Genomic DNA, 18,411 nt, shown 5'->3' on the forward strand with positions numbered 1-18,411 from the left:
GACCCGGGGGACGGCCCGAGACGAACGGGTGCTGCGGTGGTGCGGTACTGCGGGTACTCCGCCGAGGGAGCGCTCCGGGCGGTGCGGGCGGGGAAGTGTGACGTTCCTGGGAGGCGCGCACCGCCCGGAGGGTCCTACAGGGTGCCGGTGAGCGCCTCGGGGCGGACCGGCGTCTTGTTGAGCTCCAGGCCCGTCGCCGCCCGGATCGCCGCGAGGACGGCCGGGGTGGACGACAGGGTCGGGGCCTCGCCGATGCCCCGGACGCCGTACGGCGCGTTGGGGTCGGCCAGTTCGAGGTAGTCGACCGGGATGGTCGGCGTGTCGAGGATCGTCGGGATCAGGTAGTCCGTGAAGGAGGGGTTGCGCACCTTCGCGGTCTTCGGGTCGACGATGATCTCCTCCATCACCGCGACGCCCAGGCCCTGGGTGGTGCCGCCCTGGATCTGGCCGACCACGGAGAGCGGGTTGACCGCCTTGCCGACGTCCTGGGCGCAGGCCAGCTCGATGACCTTGACGAGGCCGAGCTCGGTGTCCACCTCGACGACCGCGCGGTGCGCGGCGAAGGCGTACTGGACGTGGCCGTCGCCCTGGCCGGTGACGAGGTCGAAGGCCTGGGTCGGACGGTGCCGCCACTCCTCCTCGACCTCCACGACCTGGTCCTCCAGGACGTCCGCGATGGTGGCGAGGGCCTCGCCGCCGTCGGTGACGACCTTGCCGCCCTCCAGGAGGAGTTCGGCGTTGGCCCAGGCCGGGTGGTACGAGCCGAACTTGCGCCGGCCGATCTCCAGGACCTTCTCGCGGACGATCTCGCAGGAGTTCTTGATGGCGCCGCCGGTCATGTACGTCTGGCGGCCCGCGGAGGTCGAACCGGCCGAGCCCACCTGCGTGTCCGCGGGGTGGATGGTGACCTGCTGGACACCGAGCTCGGTACGGGCGATCTGCGCGTGGATGGTGACGCCGCCCTGGCCGACCTCCGCCGCGGCGGTGTGGACGGTGGCGACGGCCTCGCCGTTGATGACCTCGATGCGGATCTTGGCGGTCGAGTAGTCGTCGAAGCCCTCGGAGAAGCCGACGTTCTTGATGCCGACGGCGTAGCCGACGCCCCGGACGACGCCCTCGCCGTGCGAGGTGTTGGACAGGCCGCCCGGCAGCGCGCGGACGTCCGCGCCCTCGCCGGCGGTCTCCCACTGGCGCTCCGGCGGCAGCGGGCGGGCCTTGACCCGGCGCAGCAGCTCGGCGACCGGGGCCGGGGAGTCCACGACCTGGCCGGTCGGCATGATCGTGCCCTGCTCCATGGCGTTGAGCTGGCGCAGCTCCACCGGGTCCATGCCCAGCTTGGCCGCGAGCTTGTCCATCTGCGCCTCGTAGGCGAAGCAGGCCTGGACCGCGCCGAAGCCGCGCATGGCGCCGCAGGGCGGGTTGTTGGTGTAGAGGCCGATCGCCTCGATCTCGACGTCGTCGATGACGTACGGGCCGACCGAGAGGGAGGAGGCGTTGCCGACGACCGAGGCCGTGGAGGAGGCGTACGCGCCGCCGTCCAGGACGATCTTGCACTTCATGTGCGTGAGCTTGCCGTCCTTGGTGGCGCCGTGCTCGTAGTAGAGCTTCGCCGGGTGCCGGTGGACGTGCCCGAAGAAGGACTCGTACCGGTTGTAGACCATCTTGACCGGCTTGCCGGTGCGCAGGGCGAGGACGGAGGCGAGGATCTGCATGGAGATGTCCTCGCGGCCGCCGAAGGCGCCGCCGACACCGGCCATGGTCATGCGGACCTTCTCCTCGGGCAGGCCGAGGCAGGGGGCGATCTGCTTGAGGTCCGAGTGCAGCCACTGGGTGGCGACGTACAGGTCGACGCCGCCGTCCTCGGCCGGTACGGCGAGGCCGGACTCGGGGCCGAGGAAGGCCTGGTCCTGCATGCCGAAGGTGTACTCGCCCTTGACGATGACGTCGGCGCGCTCGGCGGCCTCGGCGGCGTTGCCGCGGATGATCGGCTGGCGGTGCACGATGTTCGGGTGCGGGACGTGGCCGGAGTGGTGGTCGTCGCGGTTCTCGTGGACCAGGATCGCGTCCGGGGCGAGGGCGGAGGCCTCGTCCGTGATGACCGGGAGCTCCCGGTACTCGATCTTGATCTTGGCGGCGGCGCGGCGGGCGGTCTCCGGGTGGTCGGCGGCCACGAGGGCGACCGGCTCGCCGTGGTGACGGACCTTGCCGTAGGCGAGGACGGGGGTGTCCTGGAACTCCATGCCGTAGTTCTTCGCGGCCGGCAGGTCCTCGTGGGTCAGGACGGCGTAGACGCCGTCCATCGTGAGGGCCTCGGAGGTGTCGATGGACACGATCTCGGCGTGCGCGACGGTGGAGCGCAGGATCTGGCCCCACAGCATGTCCTCGTGCCACATGTCCGAGGAGTACGCGAACTCGCCGGTGACCTTGAGGGTGCCGTCCGGGCGGAGCGTGGACTCGCCGATGCCGCCCTTGGTGTGGTTCTGGGTGACGTTCCTGGGGATGCCCGTGGTGGTGCCAGCCATGGTCAGACCGCCTCTCCCTGACGGGCGGCCGCGAGGCGGACCGCGTCGAGGATCTTCTCGTAACCGGTGCAGCGGCAGAGGTTGCCGGAGAGCGCCTCGCGGATGTCCGCGTCCGTCGGGGACGGGTTGCGCTCCAGCATCTCGTCGGCCGCGACGAGCAGACCGGGGGTGCAGAATCCGCACTGAACGGCGCCGGCGTCGATGAACGCCTGCTGGATCGGGGAGAGTTCGACACCCTCGCCGGTCTGCGAGTCCTGGGGCTTGGCCTCCCAGCGCTTGGCCTCGTCGATCGAGGTGCCGCAGGCGCCGCTCGCGCAACCGGCGTGCTCCTCACGCTGCTTGGCGTAGTCCGCCAGGCCCTCGACGGTGACGACCTCGCGGCCCTCGACCTGACCGGCGGCGACCAGACACGAGCAGACCGGCACCCCGTCGAGACGGACGGTGCAGGAACCGCACTCGCCCTGCTCGCACGCGTTCTTGGAGCCGGGCAGACCCAGACGCTCACGCAGAACGTAGAGGAGGGACTCGCCCTCCCAGACGTCGTCGGCTTCCTGCGGACGACCGTTGACCGTGAAATTGACGCGCATGGTTATGCAGCTCCCTCAAGCGTGCGGCCCGCGCCGCGGTACTGCTCCCACGTCCAGCCGAGCTGGCGGCGAGCCATGATGCCGACGGCGTGGCGCCGGTACTTGGCGGTGCCACGGACGTCGTCGATCGGGTTGGCGGCGGCCGAGCAGAGGTCGGCGAACTGCTTGGCGATCGACGGGGTGATGATCTTGCCGTTGTCCCAGAAGCCGCCCTCCTCCAGAGCCGCGTTCAGGAAGGCCTCGGCCTCCTTGGCGCGGATCGGGGTCGGCGCGGCGGAACCGATGCCGGTGCGCACGGTCCGGGTCTCCGGGTGCAGGGCCAGGCCGAAGGCGCAGACCGCGATGACCATCGCGTTGCGGGTGCCGACCTTGGAGTACTGCTGGGGGCCGTCCGCCTTCTTGATGTGGACGGTCTTGATGAGCTCGTCGGGCTGGAGCGCGTTGCGCTTCACGCCCGTGTAGAACTCGTCGATCGGGATGAAGCGGTTGCCGCGCACCGACTCGACCTCGACCTCGGCGCCCGCGGCGAGCAGGGCCGGGTGGGCGTCACCGGCGGGCGACGCGGTGCCGAGGTTGCCGCCGACGCCGCCGCGGTTGCGGATCTGCGGGGAGGCGACCGTGTGCGAGGCCAGGGCCAGACCCGGGAGCTCCGTGCGCAGGTTCTCCATGATCTGCGTGTACGGGACGGAGGCGCCGAGGCGTACGTTCTCCTCGCCGACCTCCCACTCGCGCAGCAGCTCGATGCGGTTCAGGTCCAGGAGGTACTCGGGGCGCCGGTGGTCGAAGTTGATCTCGACCATGACGTCGGTACCACCGGCGATGGGCACGGCCGTGGGGTGCTCGGCCTTGGCGGCGAGCGCCTCCTCCCAGCTGGCGGGGCGAAGGAAGTCCATGGTGGCTCTCTTCTAGTGATTCTGGTGTTCGGGGGTCGAGCAGTGGGTCCGGGGAGACGGCCGGCCCTCGACGTGTTCATGTGCTGTTCACGCGGTGTGTGGCCTAGTACACAAGCCACGATCGCCCGGGTGCAGTCACCGAAAACATGAAGGAGTTGGCTGGTGCCCGTCGTCGTCTTGTAGATTCGAACGAAAGGCAGGGAACGGAAACCTCACCGTTTCCCCCTGGAAACGGTGGCACCACGCCACCGTCGACAACGCGACACCACCATCAGCGAACGAAGGAACGGCGGCGACACGATGCGGCTGCGCGCACTGCTGGAGAACGACGCGCTCGGGCTGCGCCTGCTCGGCGGCGAGGACGAGCTGGACCGGACCGTCCGAGGCGTGATGACGACGGACCTCAAGGACCCCAGCCGGTACCTGTCCGGCGGCGAGCTGGTGCTCACCGGCCTCGCCTGGCGGGCGGAGCCCGCCGACACCGAGCCCTTCGTCCGGATCCTGGCCTCGGCCGGCGTGGCCGCCCTGGCCGCGGGCGAGGCCGAGCTCGGCGACATCCCCGACGACCTCGTGGCGGCGTGTTTGCGCCACCGGCTCCCGCTCTTCGCGGTGAACGAGTCCGTTGCGTTCGCGACGATCACCGAGCACGTTGTTCGACAGGTCTCCGGCGAGCGGGCCGGCGACCTCGCGGCCGTCGTCGACCGGCACAGGCGGCTCATGACCTCCGGCCCGGCCGGCGGCGGCCCCGAGGTCGTCCTCGACCTCCTGGGCTCCGATCTGGACCTGCGGGCCTGGGTCCTCTCCCCCACCGGCCGCCAGATCGCGGGCGCCGGAGAGCCCCTGGAGGCCGGGCTCGCCGCCACCCTGGCCGGTGAGCACCTGGCCGCCACCCGGACCGGCCGGCGCGGCCCGCACCGGCTGAGCGCCGCCGGATCCACGTACTCGCTCTTCCCGATCCGCAACACCGGCCGGGGCGCCGCGCCCGCCTCCCGGGACGTGCGCGAGACGGTCCTGTCGGACTGGCTGCTCGCCGTCGAGGCGGACGCCGGGGACTGGCCCGCCGCCCGGCTCGACCTGCTCCAGGGCGTCACCCAGCTGATCGCCGTCGAGCGGGACCGGCGCGACGCGGCCCGTACGGTACGGCGCCGGCTCGCCCAGGAGGTCCTGGAGCTGGTGCAGACGGGCGCCGCGCCCGCCGAGATCGCGGCCCGCCTCCGGGTCGCCGCCCCGGTGCTGCTGCCCGGGCTCGGCACGGCCCCGCACTGGCAGGTCGTCGTCGCCCGCGTGGAGTGGGAGCAGGAGGCCGGCCAGACCCCCGTGGACAGCGGGCCGGTCGCGCAGGCGCTCCTGGAGGAGATCCTCGTCGACCCGGCGACCGTCGGCGCCGAGTCCGCCGACCGGATCGCGGTCGCGCACAGCGGCGACGAGGCGATCGCCCTGGTCCCGCTGGCCGCGGGCCCGCTGCCGGAGAGCGAGGACGAGGGCCCGGCCCCCGCCCTGGGCCTGCACGCGGACACGCTGCTGGCCTCCGTGCGGGCCCCGCTCTCCGCGGGTCTCGACGGCGACGGGCGCCTCACGCTCGGCGTCAGCGCGGCCGTGCACTCGGCCGAGGGCCTGCGCGGGGCCCTGGAGGAGGCCCGGCACGCCCGCCGGGTGGCCGCCGCACGACCCGGCCGGGTCTGCGCCGCCGGGCACCACGAGCTGGCCTCGCACGTGCTGCTGCTGCCGTTCGTCCCGGACGACGTGCGGCGCGCCTTCACGGCCCGGCTGCTCGACCCGCTGCGCGACTACGACCGCCGTCACCGGGCGGAGCTCATCCCGACCCTGGAGGCGTTCCTCGACTGCGACGGCTCCTGGACCCGCTGCGCGACCCGCCTCCACCTGCACGTGAACACGCTGCGCTACCGGGTGGGGCGGATCGAGCAGCTCACCGGCCGCGACCTCTCCCGCCTGGAGGACAAGCTCGACTTCTTCCTGGCGCTGCGGATGAGCTGAGCCGGATGGGCCGAGCCGGCGTGCGCATCGGTTGAATCGAACGTTCCAGGGCCCGCCCAGGGCCCCGGCGCTTCACTCTTTCGGGCGAGTCCGGAGGAGTGTCGTCCGGGCCTGCGGCGGGCCTTCCGCATCGGGGCGCGCGGACCGGACCCGGGCCTGATCACCGCCTTGATCACGGGCCGATCGGCGATCCGCCGGCCCGCCGGACCGGGGCGGGGCGGGGCTCTCCACCCCCGCTCGAGTTTGTGAAATTTTTCACCCGACCCCTTGGCCGGGTACTGCCGTTCATGCTGAGATGCCGTCCTACTCAACAGCTCGATGGCGCGCTCGGGGAGGGCAATGTGGCGGATACCGCCATGTCTGGTTCCGAATCAAGGGGTGGCGAAGATCCGTCCCTCGCCTACGGCAAGGAGACACCCGTGGAGACCGCCATATGGCGGCTCCGCTCCCGAGGTTGCTGGACGGACGCGGCCGCGCTGCTCGCGCCGCACGCGTCCGAACCGGCGGCCGCACTCGAACGGGCCGCGCTGCTCATCGAGCGCTGCCTCTACACCGAACAGGGCTGGGCCGACGCCGAGGAGGCGCTCCGGGCGGCCGAGGCGGTGGCCGGCACCGACGAGGAACGCGGTGCCGCGGCCTGTGAACGCGGCTATCTCGCCTACGCCTCCACGCTGTTGGGCGTACGCGACCGGGCCGACGAGGCCCGGATGGCGCTCGGCAGGGCGGCGGCGCTGATCGGCCCCTCCGCCGGCGGCCGGCCGCTCCTGGACTTCCGGCGCGGGCTCGTCGCCCAGAACCTCGGCGACTCCCCGCAGGCGGCCCGCGCCGCGTACCGCAGGGCGCATGCCGGGGCGACCGCGCAGGGGGACTCGCTCCTGCTCTCCTTCACCTGGCGGCACCTCGCCGGACTCGCCCTGCGCGAGGGCGAGTTGGCGGAGGCGCGGCACGGTTTCGCGGAGTCCCTGCGGATCCGCGAGGAGCTCGGCTATCTGGTCGGTACGGCCCCGGCGCTCACGGCCCTGGCGACCACGGAGACCGAACCGGAGGCGGGCCGCCTGCGCGCCGAGGCGAGACGCCTCTTCCAGTTGCTCGGCGGGGTGCCGACCTGGCTGTCGGCCCAGCTGACACCCCGTCCGGCCACCTGAAGTCACGGGCGCTGACAGCCTGGTGACGTCTCGTCACCTTTCCTTCGGTACGAGACACACCAGGCTGTCGTCGGTGCCGACGAGCAGGGCGCCGGCGCCGGTGACCGCGACCGCGCGGACCGGGGGGCCCGGGCGGAAGGAGAGCGTCGGGCCGCCCTCCGGCCGGTGGAGTTCGACGAGGCCGTCGGCCCAGGCCGCGGCGACCAGCGGCCCGTACGGGGTCTCGGTCGCGTGCAGGGAGACGACCGGCGAGGAACGTTCGGCGAGGGGCTCGGCGTGCGTGTCGCGGCCGGGGGTCCAGAGCCGGACGCTCCCGTCGGCGCCCCCGGAGCAGACGAACGGGGTCTCGGACTCGACCGCGGCGACGGCCGTGACCCGGCCGCTGTGCGAGGCCGACTGGTGAAGGCCCGTCAGGCCGAAGGCGTGGACGGAGCCCAGCCGGTCCCCCACCACCACCGATCCGGCGATCGCCGCGAGGGCCGTGCCCGGGTGGCGGGCGAGGGTCGCCGAGACCGCCTCGGTGAGCCGCTCCAGGTACGGGGGCCGGGGCGCCGTTCCCCGTACGGCGTGCAGCCGGCCCCGGTCGTCCAGGAGCAGCACCGTGCCGTCCGGCGCGGGCGCGAGCGCGGTGATCCGGCCGGGGACGGCGTGCGCGAGGCGCCCGGCGGGGCTCGCGTCGGCCTCGTGGAGCAGCCGTACGGTGCCGGTGGGGTCGCCGACGAGGAGCATTCCCTCCAGCGGCGGGCCGCCCGCCGCGCCGAGCACGGCGACCGGGCCCGGCCAGGGCGGGTTCAGGTCGCCTCGGTGGCGGGCCCACCGGACCCGCCAGGGCGCGTCCGCCGCGAGTTCGGCGAGCGCGGGGCGCAGCCGGGGGTCGGCGCCGTCGCCGAGCGCGGCGAGGAGGACCAGCGCCCGCTCCGCCGGGGCCTGTTCGCGGCAGAGCGACTGTCCGGCGCGCATCCAGGCCGTGCGGAGCCCGCCGTGCTCGTCGGCGGTGCCCTCGCCGGGGCGGGCGGACGGTTCGGGCCCGTCGAGGGTGCCCGGCACTCCGGCGAGGGCGGCGCCGGTGACGTACGCGGTGGTGACGAGCAGCGGGTCGGCCGCGCAGACGGCCGCCGGGTCGGAGAGGTCCGGCAGCGGCGGGGCCGGCTCCGCGGAGGCGCCGCCGGGGGGCTCGGGCTCGCCGTCGAGGTCGACGACGGTGACGCGGCGTTCGGCGCGCAGGACGGCGGGGGCCGGGGTGCCGCTCCGGGCCTCGACCACGAGGCGGACCCTCCCGACGCCGGCGAGCTCGACGATGAGCCGGGTGAGCGCGGCGGGTTCGGCGGCGGCGTGCAGGTCGGTGAGGAGGAGGACGGTCCGGCCGGCGGGCCGCGCCTCGCTGGTGGCGAGGGCGTGGACGAGGTCGCCGGGCGAGCGGGCCACGACGCCGAGGCGGTCGGCGATCGTCCAGGCCGCGCCGAGCGCGCTCTGCCCGGCGAGCGGGACGAGCATCCGGGGCGCCCGGCGGCGGGAGCGGCCGGAGCGCGGGCCGTACGCGGCGAGCCAGCCGAGGAGGGCCGTCTTGCCGCTGCCCGGGGCTCCGGTGACGAGGCAGAGCCGGGGCGCCTCGGGATCGGTGAGCCAGCCGAGCAGCGCGCTGGCCTCGGCTTCCGTACCGTCCCCTGCCGGGGACGGGGGCGCGGACGGCATGGGACACCTCACGGGCGACGCGGACGGCTGACGCCTTCGACCTTAGTCTCCCCGGGCCCAGGGGGTGCCGTGTCGGTCAGGCCGGATCGGGGAGCGGCGTCTGGTGCCGTGCCTCGCCAGGCGGAGGAGGGATCCGATGGCGGAGCCATGGCGAGTGACGACAACGCGGCGAGGTGCGGTGCCAGACGCCGCGAGTCCGGCCTGACCGACACGGCACCCCCTAGCACTCCGATCCGGCGAAGTGCTCTCGCACCAGGGTCTGGACGACGGTCAGGTCCTGGGCGATCAGGGCGTCGAGCAGGGCGGTGTGCTCGGCGGCGTCGGCGACGAGGTCGCCGTGGCGGAGGGCGGGGGCGCTGATCAGGGGCCACTGGGAGCGGCGGTGGAGGTCGTCGGCGACGGCGAGCAGCTGTTCGTTCCCGGCGAGGGAGAGGACGGCCCGGTGGAAGGCCCGGTCGGTCTCGGCGTAGTGGGCGCGGTCGCCGCGGGCTGCGGCGGTCGCGGTCGCCTCGGCGAGCGGCCGGAGTTCGGCCCAGCGGACGGCGGGGACCGTGCGGGCGAGCCGCAGCATGACGGGGACCTCGATGAGCGCGCGGACCTCGGCGAGTTCGGCCAGCTCGCGGGGGGTGCGCTCGGTGACGCGGAAGCCTCGGTTCGGCACGACCTCGACGGCCCCCTCGACGGCGAGCCGCTGCATGGCCTCGCGGACGGGGGTGGCGGAGACGCCGAAGCGCTCGCCGAGGGCGGGGGCGGAGTAGACCTCGCCGGGGCGGAGCTCGCCGCCGACGAGCGCGGTACGCAGGGCTTCGAGGATCTGCCCGCGAACGGAGTGCCGGTGCACGGTACGGGGACCGAGCGGCGCCGGTTCCTCACAGGCGTGCCCGATGCGCGTGCCCTCGGCGCGAGACGCGCGGGCCGCCGGTCCGGGGTGCGTGCCCTCGGCGCGGGGCGCGCGGGCCGCCGGTCCGGGGTGCGTGCCCTCGGTGCGGGGGGCCCGGGCCGCGGGTCCGGGGTGCGTGCCCTCGGCGCGGACCGCCGGCTCGGGGTGCGTGCCCTCGGCGCGAGGCGCGCGGGCCGCCGGTCCGGGGTGCGTGCCCTCGGTGCGGGGGGCGCGGGCCGCGGGTCCGGGGTGCGTGTTCTCGGTGCGGGAGGCCGGCCCGGCGCGGAGGGCCGGTTCGCCGTGGGTGTGTTCGCCCCGGGCGTCCTGCGTGCCGCGTATCTGCTGTTCCGGTACGCGTACGGACGCGCCGAGCGGGCCCGTGGCGTCGCCGAAGGGCGGGGACGGTCTCTCCGTCGCCCGCTCGCGCGCTGCGCCCTGCTCCACCCGGGTCCCTCCTGCGGCCTCGTGCCGGGCTCGGCTCGCGTCGCCCGGGTCCTCTGTGCACCATAGGCGAACGGACCGACATCCGGGGCATACGGGCCGCCCCCGCAGGTGGGAGGGGTCCGCCGGTGGTGAGAGGCCACCCCGAATCGGGTAAGGTAAGGCTAACCTTCCAGCGCTCGCGATTCGGTGGTCCGCATGCCCGTACCCGCCCTGTTGCCCGCCCCTCTCGCCTCGCCCGTCGCGGCTTCCTACGCCCGGCTCGCCGAGGCCTTCCCCGGCCTGCGGATAGAGGAACCCGCCCGGGGCGAGCGGCTGCCGGACGGCGCGGGCTGGGTGGGCGCGGAGGCGCTGGCGGCCGGCGGCCCCGCCCTCGACGCCTTCCTCGCCTGGGACGACGCGCAGGTGCTGCGGGACTACGGCACCCGCGCCCGCCCGGACGTCGTCGCCGGTTTCGGACTGCACCGCTACGCCTGGCCCGCCTGCCTCCTCGTCACCGTCCCGTGGTTCCTGGAGCGCCGGGTCCCCCGGCTGCCCGCCCGGAACGTGGCCTTCCAGCGCGCGCTCGGCCGCCTCGCGGTCCGGGTGGAGGAGTTCGCCTGCCTCCCGGACGACCCCGCGGCCGACCTGCCCGGCGCCCGGGTCGTCGCCGACGAGGAGGCGCTGCGGGCCGAGGTCCGCTCCTCGCTCGCCGAGCACTTCGAGGCCGTCCTCGACGGCTTCGGGCCCCGGATGCGGCGCGGCCGCCGGGCCCTGTGGGGGATGGCCACGGACGAGATCGTCGAGGGCCTCTGGTACGTCGCGGACCTGCTCGGCGAGGAGCGGCGGGCGAGGGCCGAGCTCGAACTCCTCCTGCCCGGCACCCCCGAGCCGTACAAGCCGTACGCGGGCGGGGCGGGCTTCCGCGAGCTGCCCGGGTCCGAGGGGCCGGACGGCGCTGCGCACGCCACCCGCGACCGGGCCGCCTGCTGCTTCTTCTACACGCTGCGCCCCGAGGACACCTGCCTCACCTGCCCGCGCACCTGTGACGCCGAGCGCGTCCGCCGGCTGGCCGCGACCGCCTGAGGCCCCGGGGGATTACGCCACCCGGACGAGTGGCGTAAATCGAACTCAAATCCCCTTCCCTGCATGCGCGTTCGACCAGATCGCACCTATTCGTATGCCCCGCGACCCCGATGGCGTGCTCTTGCCCGGAAACCCCTTGAGCGCCCCACGGGGTCGGCCAGTATGGGCCGCCAAACGCCCTACTGCGATGCAAGGGACACCGCATGAGACTGACCGACATATCGCTGGACTGGCTGCTTCCGGGCGGCGTGATGGTGGCCGGGGTCCTGACGGCGGTGGCGGTGCTCGCGCGCGGGAAGCGCGCCGGTGACCAGGCCGCGGCCGACGACTCCTGGGAACGCAGCGAGGAGCGCCGCAGACGCAAGGAGGCCGTCTACGGATTCGCCTCGTACGGGCTGCTCTTCCTCTGCGCTGCCGTCGCGGCGGCGCTGTCCTTCCACGGCCTCGTGGGCTTCGGCCGGCAGAACCTGAACCTCGCCGGGGGCTGGGAGTACCTCGTACCCTTCGGCCTCGACGGCGCGGCCATGTTCTGCTCGGTGCTCGCGGTCCGCGAGGCCAGCCACGGCGACGCGGCCCTCGGTTCGCGTCTGCTCGTCTGGCTGTTCGCGGGCGCGGCGGCCTGGTTCAACTGGGTCCACGCGCCGCGCGGCATGGGTCACGACGGGGCTCCGCACTTCTTCGCGGGCATGTCCCTCTCGGCGGCGGTCCTCTTCGACCGGGCGCTGAAGCAGACCCGCAGGGCCGCGCTGCGCGAGCAGGGCCTGGTGCCCCGTCCGCTGCCGCAGATCCGCATCGTGCGGTGGCTGAGGGCGCCCCGGGAGACCTTCGCGGCCTGGTCGCTGATGCTCCTGGAGGGCGTGCGGACCCTGGACGAGGCGGTCGACGAGGTGCGCGAGGACCGGCGGGAGAAGGAGCAGAACCGGCTCCGCCGGCGCGACCAGGTGAAGCTGGACCGGGCGAGACTCAAGGCGATCAACCGTCAGCACCGTGCCTTCGGGCTCGGCCGCGGCGGCGGACGCCAGGTCGAGATGGCGGCTCTGGGCGCCCCGGCCGGTGCGGGTTCCGGCCCGGGTGCGGGCAGTGGTTCGGGCTCCGCGACGGCCGCCGTGCAGGCCGCCGTCGCGGAGCCCGCCATAGCGGACCCCGGACAGCTGCCGCTTCGACCCCGGCCCTCCCTGCAAGCCGTCAGGGGCGATGAGCCCCGCCCCGGCGAGTCCCGGACGGTGGACCTCACCGCCGAGGACGACACCCAGGCACTGCCGCGTCTCGACTCCCTGGAGCGCAAGCTCAAGGATCTGGAGCAGCAGTTCGGCTGAGGCAGTACGGAAATCCGGCGGGGCCGCCTCTCAGGCGGCCCCGCCGTCCAGTTCGAACCACACCACCTTGCCCACCCCGTGGTCCTCGACTCCCCAGGAGTCGGCGAGTGCCTGGACGAGGACGAGTCCCCGGCCGTGCGTACCGTCGTCGGCGGGCGGTACGGGCGGCCTCGTGAGGCCGGGCACGAAGTCACGGACCTCGACCCTCAACTGCTCCGGCACGACCGTCGCGGTCACGACGGCCCCGTGGTCGGTGTGGACCAGGGCGTTGGTCACCAGTTCGCTGGTGAGCAGTTCGGCCACGTCGGAGGCGCCCGGTCCGCCCCACTTCCGCAGCAGTTCACGCAGGGCATGTCGCACCTCCGGCACCGCGGTGAGATCCGCGCATCCCACCTTCCTGAGCAGTTGAGTCGGCTGTCGTGCCTCCCCGGCCATATCCCCCACCCACAGGTCGCGTCGAACAGGCTCACGGGGATGCATGCCCCGTGTCACCGTCCGCATTCATGAGGTGGCGCCGGACACACCCTCAGGGTCTGGGCACGTTGCGCAGGTTGGAGCGGGCCATCTGGAGCATCCGGCCCACTCCCCCGTCCAGGACGATCTTGCTGGCGGAGAGCGCGAAGCCGGTCACCATGTCGGCGCTGATCTTCGGCGGGATGGAGAGCGCGTTGGGGTCGGTGACGACGTCGACCAGGGCCGGCCCCTTGTGCTTGAAGGCGTCCCTGAGCGCGCCCGCGAGGTGTTTGGGCTTCTCGACGCGGACGCCGTAGGCCCCGGCGGCGCGGGCGATGGCGGCGAAGTCCGGGTTCTTGTTCGTCGTGCCGTACGAGGGGAGCCCGGCGACCAGCATCTCCAGCTCGACCATGCCGAGGGAGGAGTTGTTGAAGAGGACGACCTTCACCGGCAGGTCGTACTGCACCAGGGTCAGGAAGTCGCCCATCAGCATCGAGAAGCCGCCGTCGCCGGAGAGCGAGACGACCTGGCGGTTCCGGTCGGTGAACTGGGCGCCGATCGCCTGCGGCAGGGCGTTGGCCATGGAGCCGTGGCTGAACGAGCCGATGATCCGCCGCCGTCCGTTGGGCGAGAGGTAGCGGGCCGCCCAGACGTTGCACATGCCGGTGTCGACCGTGAAGACCGCATCGTCGTCGGCGAGGTCGTCGATGACGGAGGCGACGTACTCGGGGTGGATCGGGACGTGCTTCTCGACCTTGCGGGTGTAGGCCTTGACGACGCCCTCCAGCGCGTCGGCGTGCTTCTTCAGCATCTTGTCGAGGAAGCGGCGGTCGGTCTTGGCGCGGACCCGGGGGATCACACAGCGCAGGGTCTCGCGGACGTCCCCCCAGACGGCCAGGTCGAGCCGGGAACGGCGGCCGAGGTGCTCGGGCCGGACGTCCACCTGCACGATCTTGACGTCGTCGGGCAGGAAGGCGTTGTACGGGAAGTCGGTGCCGAGCAGGATCAGCAGATCGCACTCGTGGGTGGCCTCGTAGGCGGCGCCGTACCCGAGCAGACCGCTCATGCCGACGTCGTACGGATTGTCGTACTGGATCCATTCCTTGCCGCGCAGGGCGTGGCCGACGGGTGACTTGATCCGCTCGGCGAACTGCATCACCTCGGGGTGCGCCCCCGCCGTGCCGCTGCCGCAGAAGAGCGTCACCCGGTCGGCGGCGTCGATCATCCGTACGAGGGCGTCGATCTCGGCGTCCCCCGGGCGGACGGTGGGCCGGGTGGTGACGAGCGCGGTCTCCGCGGTCTTCTCCGGGGCGGGCTGGGAGGCGATGTCGCCGGGCAGCGAGACGACGCTGACGCCGCGGCGGCCGACGGCGTGCTGGATCGCCGTGTTCAGCAGCCGGGGCATCTGCTTCGGGTTGGAGATGAGCTCGCTGTAGTGGCTGCACTCGCGGAACAGCTGGTCGGGGTGGGTCTCCTGGAAGTACGAGAGCCCGATCTCGCTGGACGGGATGTGCGAGGCGAGCGCGAGGACCGGGGCCATGGAGCGGTGGGCGTCGTACAGGCCGTTGATGAGGTGGAGGTTGCCGGGCCCGCAGGAGCCCGCGCAGGCGGCGAGGCCGCCGGTGATCTGGGCCTCGGCGCCCGCGGCGAAGGCGGCGGTCTCCTCGTGCCGCACCTGGATCCAGTCGAGTGCGGGGGTACGGCGGATCGCGTCGACGACCGGGTTCAGGCTGTCGCCGACCACGCCGTACAGCCGCCGGACGCCCGCACGGACGAGGATGTCGACGAACTGCTCCGCCACGTTCTGTTTGGCCATGGCTCCATCAACACACGGCCTCGCGGGTTACGCCTCCCAGACGGCCACCCCCGTACGGTCGTCGGCGTAACCCGTCACCCTCAGCTGGGTGTCGGCGAGGAAGGCGGCGAGGCCGGGCGGCTCGGCGTCGGCCCAGCGGGCGGCGAGCTCGTGGGCGAGGGCGGGTTCGCCGCGCATCGGCTCGGCGAACCCGGGCGAGGCGAGGAGGAGGGTGTCGCCCGCGCGGGCGACGGAGGCGCGGAAGCGGAAGGGCTCGGCGGGCGGCGGGACGGGCTCCTCGATGAGCGGCGGCGCGGTGGTGATGCCGAGGTCCATGGTGAGCCTGTCCCCCTCCTCGGTCGCCTCCGGGACGGCGGGCGGTGAGCCGAAGCCGACGACGGGGGCGCCGGTGACGGCGGCCGGTTCGGGAACGAGCGGTTCGAGGTCCTGCCAGGAGCCGTCGCGGAGCCGGAAGAGACCGCCGCCGCCGATGCCGAAGAAGACCCGGGTGCGGCACTCGGGGTCGGCGGGGAGGAGGAGGCAGCGGAGGGTCGCGGTGTACTCGTCGGGGGCGAGGCCCCGCTCGGCGGCGCGGGTCCGCAGCTTGCCGTAGGTGCGGTCGGTGAGCCGGTGCAGTCCGGACTTGAGGTCGCCCCGGCGGCCGGACCTGATGTCCTCGGAGAGCCGGGCGTGGCTGCGGCAGACGGCCTCGGCGATCCAGTGGCAGGCGTCGGCGGCGGCGAGGTGGGCGTCCTCGGCGGCGCGGGAGCCGGCGGCGACGGCGACGAGGACGAGCGCGGTCTCGTCGTGGCCGAAGCGGGCGGTGAGCAGGGCGTCGCGGCGGGGTTCGCCCCGGTAGCGGGCGGAGTCGCCGCGCACGGAGGCGGCGCGCAGGGTGCAGGTGCCGTAGCGGGCGCCGTCGAGGACGGTGTCGGCGACCAGTTCGCCGAGCTCGCCGGGGCGGGCCACGGGCAGCGCGGTGGGCTCGGCCTCGTACGTGGGTGGTCTGCTGCCGACGAACCCGGTCCTGGGCCGGGGTACGGACACGGGGATCTCGACGGTGAGTTCGGGACCTGCCTCCGGCTCCTCGTCGGCCTCCGGGAGCAGGGACACCTGCACGGTGGGCGCCTCGACGGCCGCCTCGGCGGGCGGGACGACCGGCCCCGGGAAGGTCCGGGGCCCGGCCCCTTCGGGCGCCTCCCAGGGCGCGGGCCCGGACGCGGGGCGCGCGGGACCGGCGCTGGGCACGGGCGGCGCGCCGGGCGCAGGAGGCTTACTGGGCGCCGGCGGCGCGGCGGCCGCCGGGGGTGCCGACGGCACAGGGGGCGCCTTCGGTGCCGGCGGCACCGGGGGTGGGCTCGGTGGTGCCGGGGCCTGTCGCGATGCGGGGCCCGGCGTCGTGCGGGGTGTCGTGTCGAAGTGGTCGTCGAGCGTGTCGCCCGAGACCGTCGGGGCCGTGTCCGGCGCCGACTCGTCGTAGAGCTTGTCCCACCAGTTGTCCCCCTGCTGAGTCATGCCCTTATTGTCCACCGCGTACGGCGTCCGAAAACGGGACACCAGGAAAACCGTTGCTGCAAATGGGTGGTCCGCCGGGCGGCCCCACCCCCCACGGGAAGGACGCCCGGCGGACCGGCGTGATCAGCGCACGTCGTAAGCGCGGATCACGGTCTGGGTGACGGAGTTGCCTTCGGCGTCCGTCAGTTCGGTTTTCAGGGTGACCTGCTTGCCGGTCGCGCCCGCGTGGTTCACGGTCGCGGTCCAGCCGCCGCCCTGCTGGGTGACCTGCGCTTCGGTCCAGGTCGTGCCCCCGTCGTAGGAGTACGAGAGCTTCGCCGAGGTGAGCGCCGCGGGGGTGTAGCCCGCGTGCCCCGTCGCGGTGAGGCCGATGTGTTGGCCGTCGGTCGCGGGGAGGGTCTTGAGTCCGTCCTCCGGAAGGTCGTACCGGGGGAAGAGAATCGGGATGCCCTGAGAATAGACGTTCTCGTCAAGCTTGGAGGTGAATTTCCACACCGAGTTGACGGAAAGGGAGCGGGCCCAGACCTTGCTGCCGATCTTCATGGTGTTCTGTTCGAGCGTGTACGTCCCGGCTTCGGCCGGTACCTCGAAGACGCCGAACGGCCAGCCGGTCTCGCCGATGAGCTCGCCGTCGCGGCTCAGGCGCAGGTTCCCTATGTCGCCGAAGGAGCCGGGCTCGGCGTGGTGGGTGCTGTCGCCCCACATGGCGTTCGCGAAGCCGATGAGGTTGCCCTGCCGCTCGGCGACGAGGACCGGCTTCCCGGTGGTGTCGCGGGGCGCGGTGGGGGCGATGACGCCGTCGTACCACTTCTCGGTGCGCCGCTCGCCGGGGGTGTACGTGCGGCGGGCGCCCATCATGACCTCCCCGAAGGGGAAGCTGCTGTTGACCATCTGCTGCCAGGCGGTGTCACCGGCGGAGTAGTACTCGGTGCGGGTGCCGGGCGCGGGGACGGTCTCCAGGGAGCCGAAGGAGATGCCGACGCCGTTCGGGCGGTAGGCGGCCGGGAAGTCCGTGAAGTCGGTGGCGATGCCGGCCGAGCCGTAGGTCGAGTCCGTGCGGCCGAGCTTGGCGTCGTGGACCCGGTACTCCTTGTCGTCACGGATCGCGGCGGTCTCCGGGAAGGCGAGGTTGTAGAGGTACGGGCTCTTCGCGGTGGCCTGCCAGGCGAGGGTGACCTCTCCGGCGGCCAGCTCGCCGAGGAGCGCGGTGGCCTCCGCGGACGGGACGGAGAGGACCGGCAGGCCGTTGCCGGTGAAGCCGCCGCTCGGGTACCAGCGGCCGGGGGCCGAGTGGTACGTGACGACGGCGACGGCGCCGGCGGCCTTGGCGTTCCGGGCGAGGGTGCCCGCGAAGGTGGCGTCGTCCGGGAGCCGGACGAGGGCGATGCGGCCCTGGACCCCGGCGGCCTTGAGCTCGGCCGGTGTGCCCGTTCCGGCGTCGACGAGGCGGGCGGAGCCGGTGCCGTCGAGGTTGTCGGAGCCGAGGGAGCCGGTGAGCGGGTGCAGGGCCGTGCCGTCGTCGGTGGTCAGCGAGGTGATCTGCGGGGCGGCGGCGCGCCAGTAGCTGCCGAACTCGAAGTCGCCCTCGTCGGCCTTGCCTTCGACCGAGGCGTAGTAGCCGCGGATGGTGCGCGGTCCGGCGGCGGTTCCGGCGTGCAGCCAGAAGTCGTCCCAGGAGCGGGCGAACGCGAGGGTGGCGCCGCGGGGTTCGGAGGGCCGGTCGGTCGCGACCGACAGCTTGTGGGCCTTGCGGGCGTCGAGGACGACGGTGGTGTCCTTCTTGACCTCGACCTGCGGGCGGCCGAGGTAGCTGAGCGAGTCGTTCAGCGTGGCGCCCTCGCCCGCGTCGGGCGTGGTGACGAAGGAGGAGAGGAAGTAGCTGCCGGGGCGCAGGCGGTAGACCTGGTCGGCGGCGCCGTCGTTGAAGCGGCGCTCGCCGCTGGCGGTGTCGGTGCCGATGACGTCGAGGGAGGAGGCGCCGGAGGCCGGGTTGCCCTGACGGTCGATCAGCTTGACGCGCAGGGTGACGGTCTCGGGCTCCACGTACAGGGAGAACGGGGTGGAGACGTGGATGCCGCCGGGGCCGGTGGCGAGGACGCGGCCGGTGACGTC

At 73.6% G+C, this 18,411-nt stretch carries 12 protein-coding genes and 1 pseudogene; 4 read left to right on the forward strand and 9 right to left on the reverse strand.

What is annotated here, in order from left to right; translation table 11 throughout:
* Positions 1-134: 134 nt before the first annotated feature.
* From ACFYUS_RS38535 to ACFYUS_RS38545, 3 genes are read right to left on the reverse strand one after another with little or no spacing between them, the layout of a single operon-like run.
* Positions 135-2,522 (reverse strand): xanthine dehydrogenase family protein molybdopterin-binding subunit, encoded by a 2,388-nt coding sequence (locus tag ACFYUS_RS38535; RefSeq protein WP_388862880.1) that lies wholly within the window; start codon positions 2,520-2,522, stop codon positions 135-137.
* Positions 2,523-2,524: 2 nt separating this feature from the next.
* Positions 2,525-3,109, reverse strand: a complete 585-nt coding sequence (locus ACFYUS_RS38540) for a (2Fe-2S)-binding protein (protein ID WP_388862882.1) — start codon at positions 3,107-3,109, stop codon at positions 2,525-2,527.
* A gap of 2 nt (positions 3,110-3,111) precedes the next feature.
* A complete protein-coding gene (locus ACFYUS_RS38545) occupies positions 3,112-4,002 on the reverse strand; it encodes a xanthine dehydrogenase family protein subunit M (RefSeq protein ID WP_359519352.1) in 891 nt (296 codons plus the stop codon).
* A 300-nt stretch (positions 4,003-4,302) separates the two neighbouring features.
* On the opposite strand from ACFYUS_RS38545, the gene ACFYUS_RS38550 reads away from it, so the two are divergent.
* Together ACFYUS_RS38550 and ACFYUS_RS38555 are read left to right on the forward strand one after the other, a co-directional pair.
* Positions 4,303-5,997, forward strand: a complete 1,695-nt coding sequence (locus ACFYUS_RS38550) for a PucR family transcriptional regulator (RefSeq protein WP_388862884.1) — start codon at positions 4,303-4,305, stop codon at positions 5,995-5,997.
* A gap of 356 nt (positions 5,998-6,353) precedes the next feature.
* The gene (locus tag ACFYUS_RS38555) at positions 6,354-7,142 is read left to right on the forward strand and encodes a hypothetical protein (RefSeq protein WP_388862886.1); all 789 of its coding nucleotides are present in this window, start codon (positions 6,354-6,356) and stop codon (positions 7,140-7,142) included.
* A 33-nt stretch (positions 7,143-7,175) separates the two neighbouring features.
* Here ACFYUS_RS38555 and ACFYUS_RS38560 read toward each other — a convergent pair whose 3' ends face one another.
* On the reverse strand, positions 7,176-8,834 hold the full coding sequence (locus ACFYUS_RS38560; RefSeq protein ID WP_388862888.1) for a WD40 repeat domain-containing protein: 1,659 nt from the start codon (positions 8,832-8,834) through the stop codon (positions 7,176-7,178).
* A 220-nt stretch (positions 8,835-9,054) separates the two neighbouring features.
* Positions 9,055-9,873 (reverse strand): annotated as a pseudogene (locus tag ACFYUS_RS38565) (GntR family transcriptional regulator); the annotation flags it as partial.
* A gap of 480 nt (positions 9,874-10,353) precedes the next feature.
* Between ACFYUS_RS38565 and ACFYUS_RS38570 the strand changes: the two are divergent.
* Both ACFYUS_RS38570 and ACFYUS_RS38575 read left to right on the forward strand, forming a co-directional pair.
* Entirely contained in the window at positions 10,354-11,220 is an 867-nt protein-coding gene (locus ACFYUS_RS38570) for a (2Fe-2S)-binding protein (protein ID WP_388862890.1), read from the forward strand.
* Between the two features lie 203 nt (positions 11,221-11,423).
* Entirely contained in the window at positions 11,424-12,536 is a 1,113-nt protein-coding gene (locus ACFYUS_RS38575) for a DUF2637 domain-containing protein (RefSeq protein WP_388862892.1), read from the forward strand.
* A gap of 30 nt (positions 12,537-12,566) precedes the next feature.
* On the opposite strand, the gene ACFYUS_RS38580 is transcribed toward ACFYUS_RS38575, so the two are convergent.
* The 4 genes from ACFYUS_RS38580 to ACFYUS_RS38595 all read right to left on the reverse strand — a co-directional run.
* Positions 12,567-12,971, reverse strand: coding sequence for an ATP-binding protein (locus tag ACFYUS_RS38580; protein WP_388862894.1), 405 nt, complete (start codon positions 12,969-12,971; stop codon positions 12,567-12,569).
* A gap of 91 nt (positions 12,972-13,062) precedes the next feature.
* Positions 13,063-14,805 (reverse strand): pyruvate dehydrogenase, encoded by a 1,743-nt coding sequence (locus tag ACFYUS_RS38585; protein WP_388862896.1) that lies wholly within the window; start codon positions 14,803-14,805, stop codon positions 13,063-13,065.
* A gap of 27 nt (positions 14,806-14,832) precedes the next feature.
* Positions 14,833-16,299 carry a protein phosphatase 2C domain-containing protein gene (locus ACFYUS_RS38590; RefSeq protein ID WP_388862898.1) on the reverse strand — a complete coding sequence of 489 codons (1,467 nt, stop codon included), beginning with the start codon at positions 16,297-16,299 and terminating at the stop codon, positions 14,833-14,835.
* Positions 16,300-16,422: 123 nt separating this feature from the next.
* Positions 16,423-18,411, reverse strand: a 1,989-nt coding sequence (locus tag ACFYUS_RS38595) for a PA domain-containing protein (RefSeq protein WP_388862900.1), incomplete at its 5' end; no start/stop codon positions are given.

It is taken from the genome of Streptomyces sp. NPDC004284 (assembly GCF_042874035.1).
GTDB lineage: Bacteria > Actinomycetota > Actinomycetes > Streptomycetales > Streptomycetaceae > Streptomyces.

Coding starts and splice junctions, on each gene's coding strand:
- ACFYUS_RS38550 (WP_388862884.1), top strand. CDS start 4,303: ATGCGGCTGCGCGCACTGCTGGAGAACGACGCGCTCGGGCTGCGCCTG.
- ACFYUS_RS38545 (WP_359519352.1), bottom strand. CDS start 4,002: ATGGACTTCCTTCGCCCCGCCAGCTGGGAGGAGGCGCTCGCCGCCAAG.
- ACFYUS_RS38570 (WP_388862890.1), top strand. CDS start 10,354: ATGCCCGTACCCGCCCTGTTGCCCGCCCCTCTCGCCTCGCCCGTCGCG.
- ACFYUS_RS38540 (WP_388862882.1), bottom strand. CDS start 3,109: ATGCGCGTCAATTTCACGGTCAACGGTCGTCCGCAGGAAGCCGACGAC.
- ACFYUS_RS38535 (WP_388862880.1), bottom strand. CDS start 2,522: ATGGCTGGCACCACCACGGGCATCCCCAGGAACGTCACCCAGAACCAC.
- ACFYUS_RS38575 (WP_388862892.1), top strand. CDS start 11,424: ATGAGACTGACCGACATATCGCTGGACTGGCTGCTTCCGGGCGGCGTG.
- ACFYUS_RS38560 (WP_388862888.1), bottom strand. CDS start 8,834: ATGCCGTCCGCGCCCCCGTCCCCGGCAGGGGACGGTACGGAAGCCGAG.
- ACFYUS_RS38585 (WP_388862896.1), bottom strand. CDS start 14,805: ATGGCCAAACAGAACGTGGCGGAGCAGTTCGTCGACATCCTCGTCCGT.
- ACFYUS_RS38580 (WP_388862894.1), bottom strand. CDS start 12,971: ATGGCCGGGGAGGCACGACAGCCGACTCAACTGCTCAGGAAGGTGGGA.
- ACFYUS_RS38555 (WP_388862886.1), top strand. CDS start 6,354: ATGTCTGGTTCCGAATCAAGGGGTGGCGAAGATCCGTCCCTCGCCTAC.
- ACFYUS_RS38590 (WP_388862898.1), bottom strand. CDS start 16,299: ATGACTCAGCAGGGGGACAACTGGTGGGACAAGCTCTACGACGAGTCG.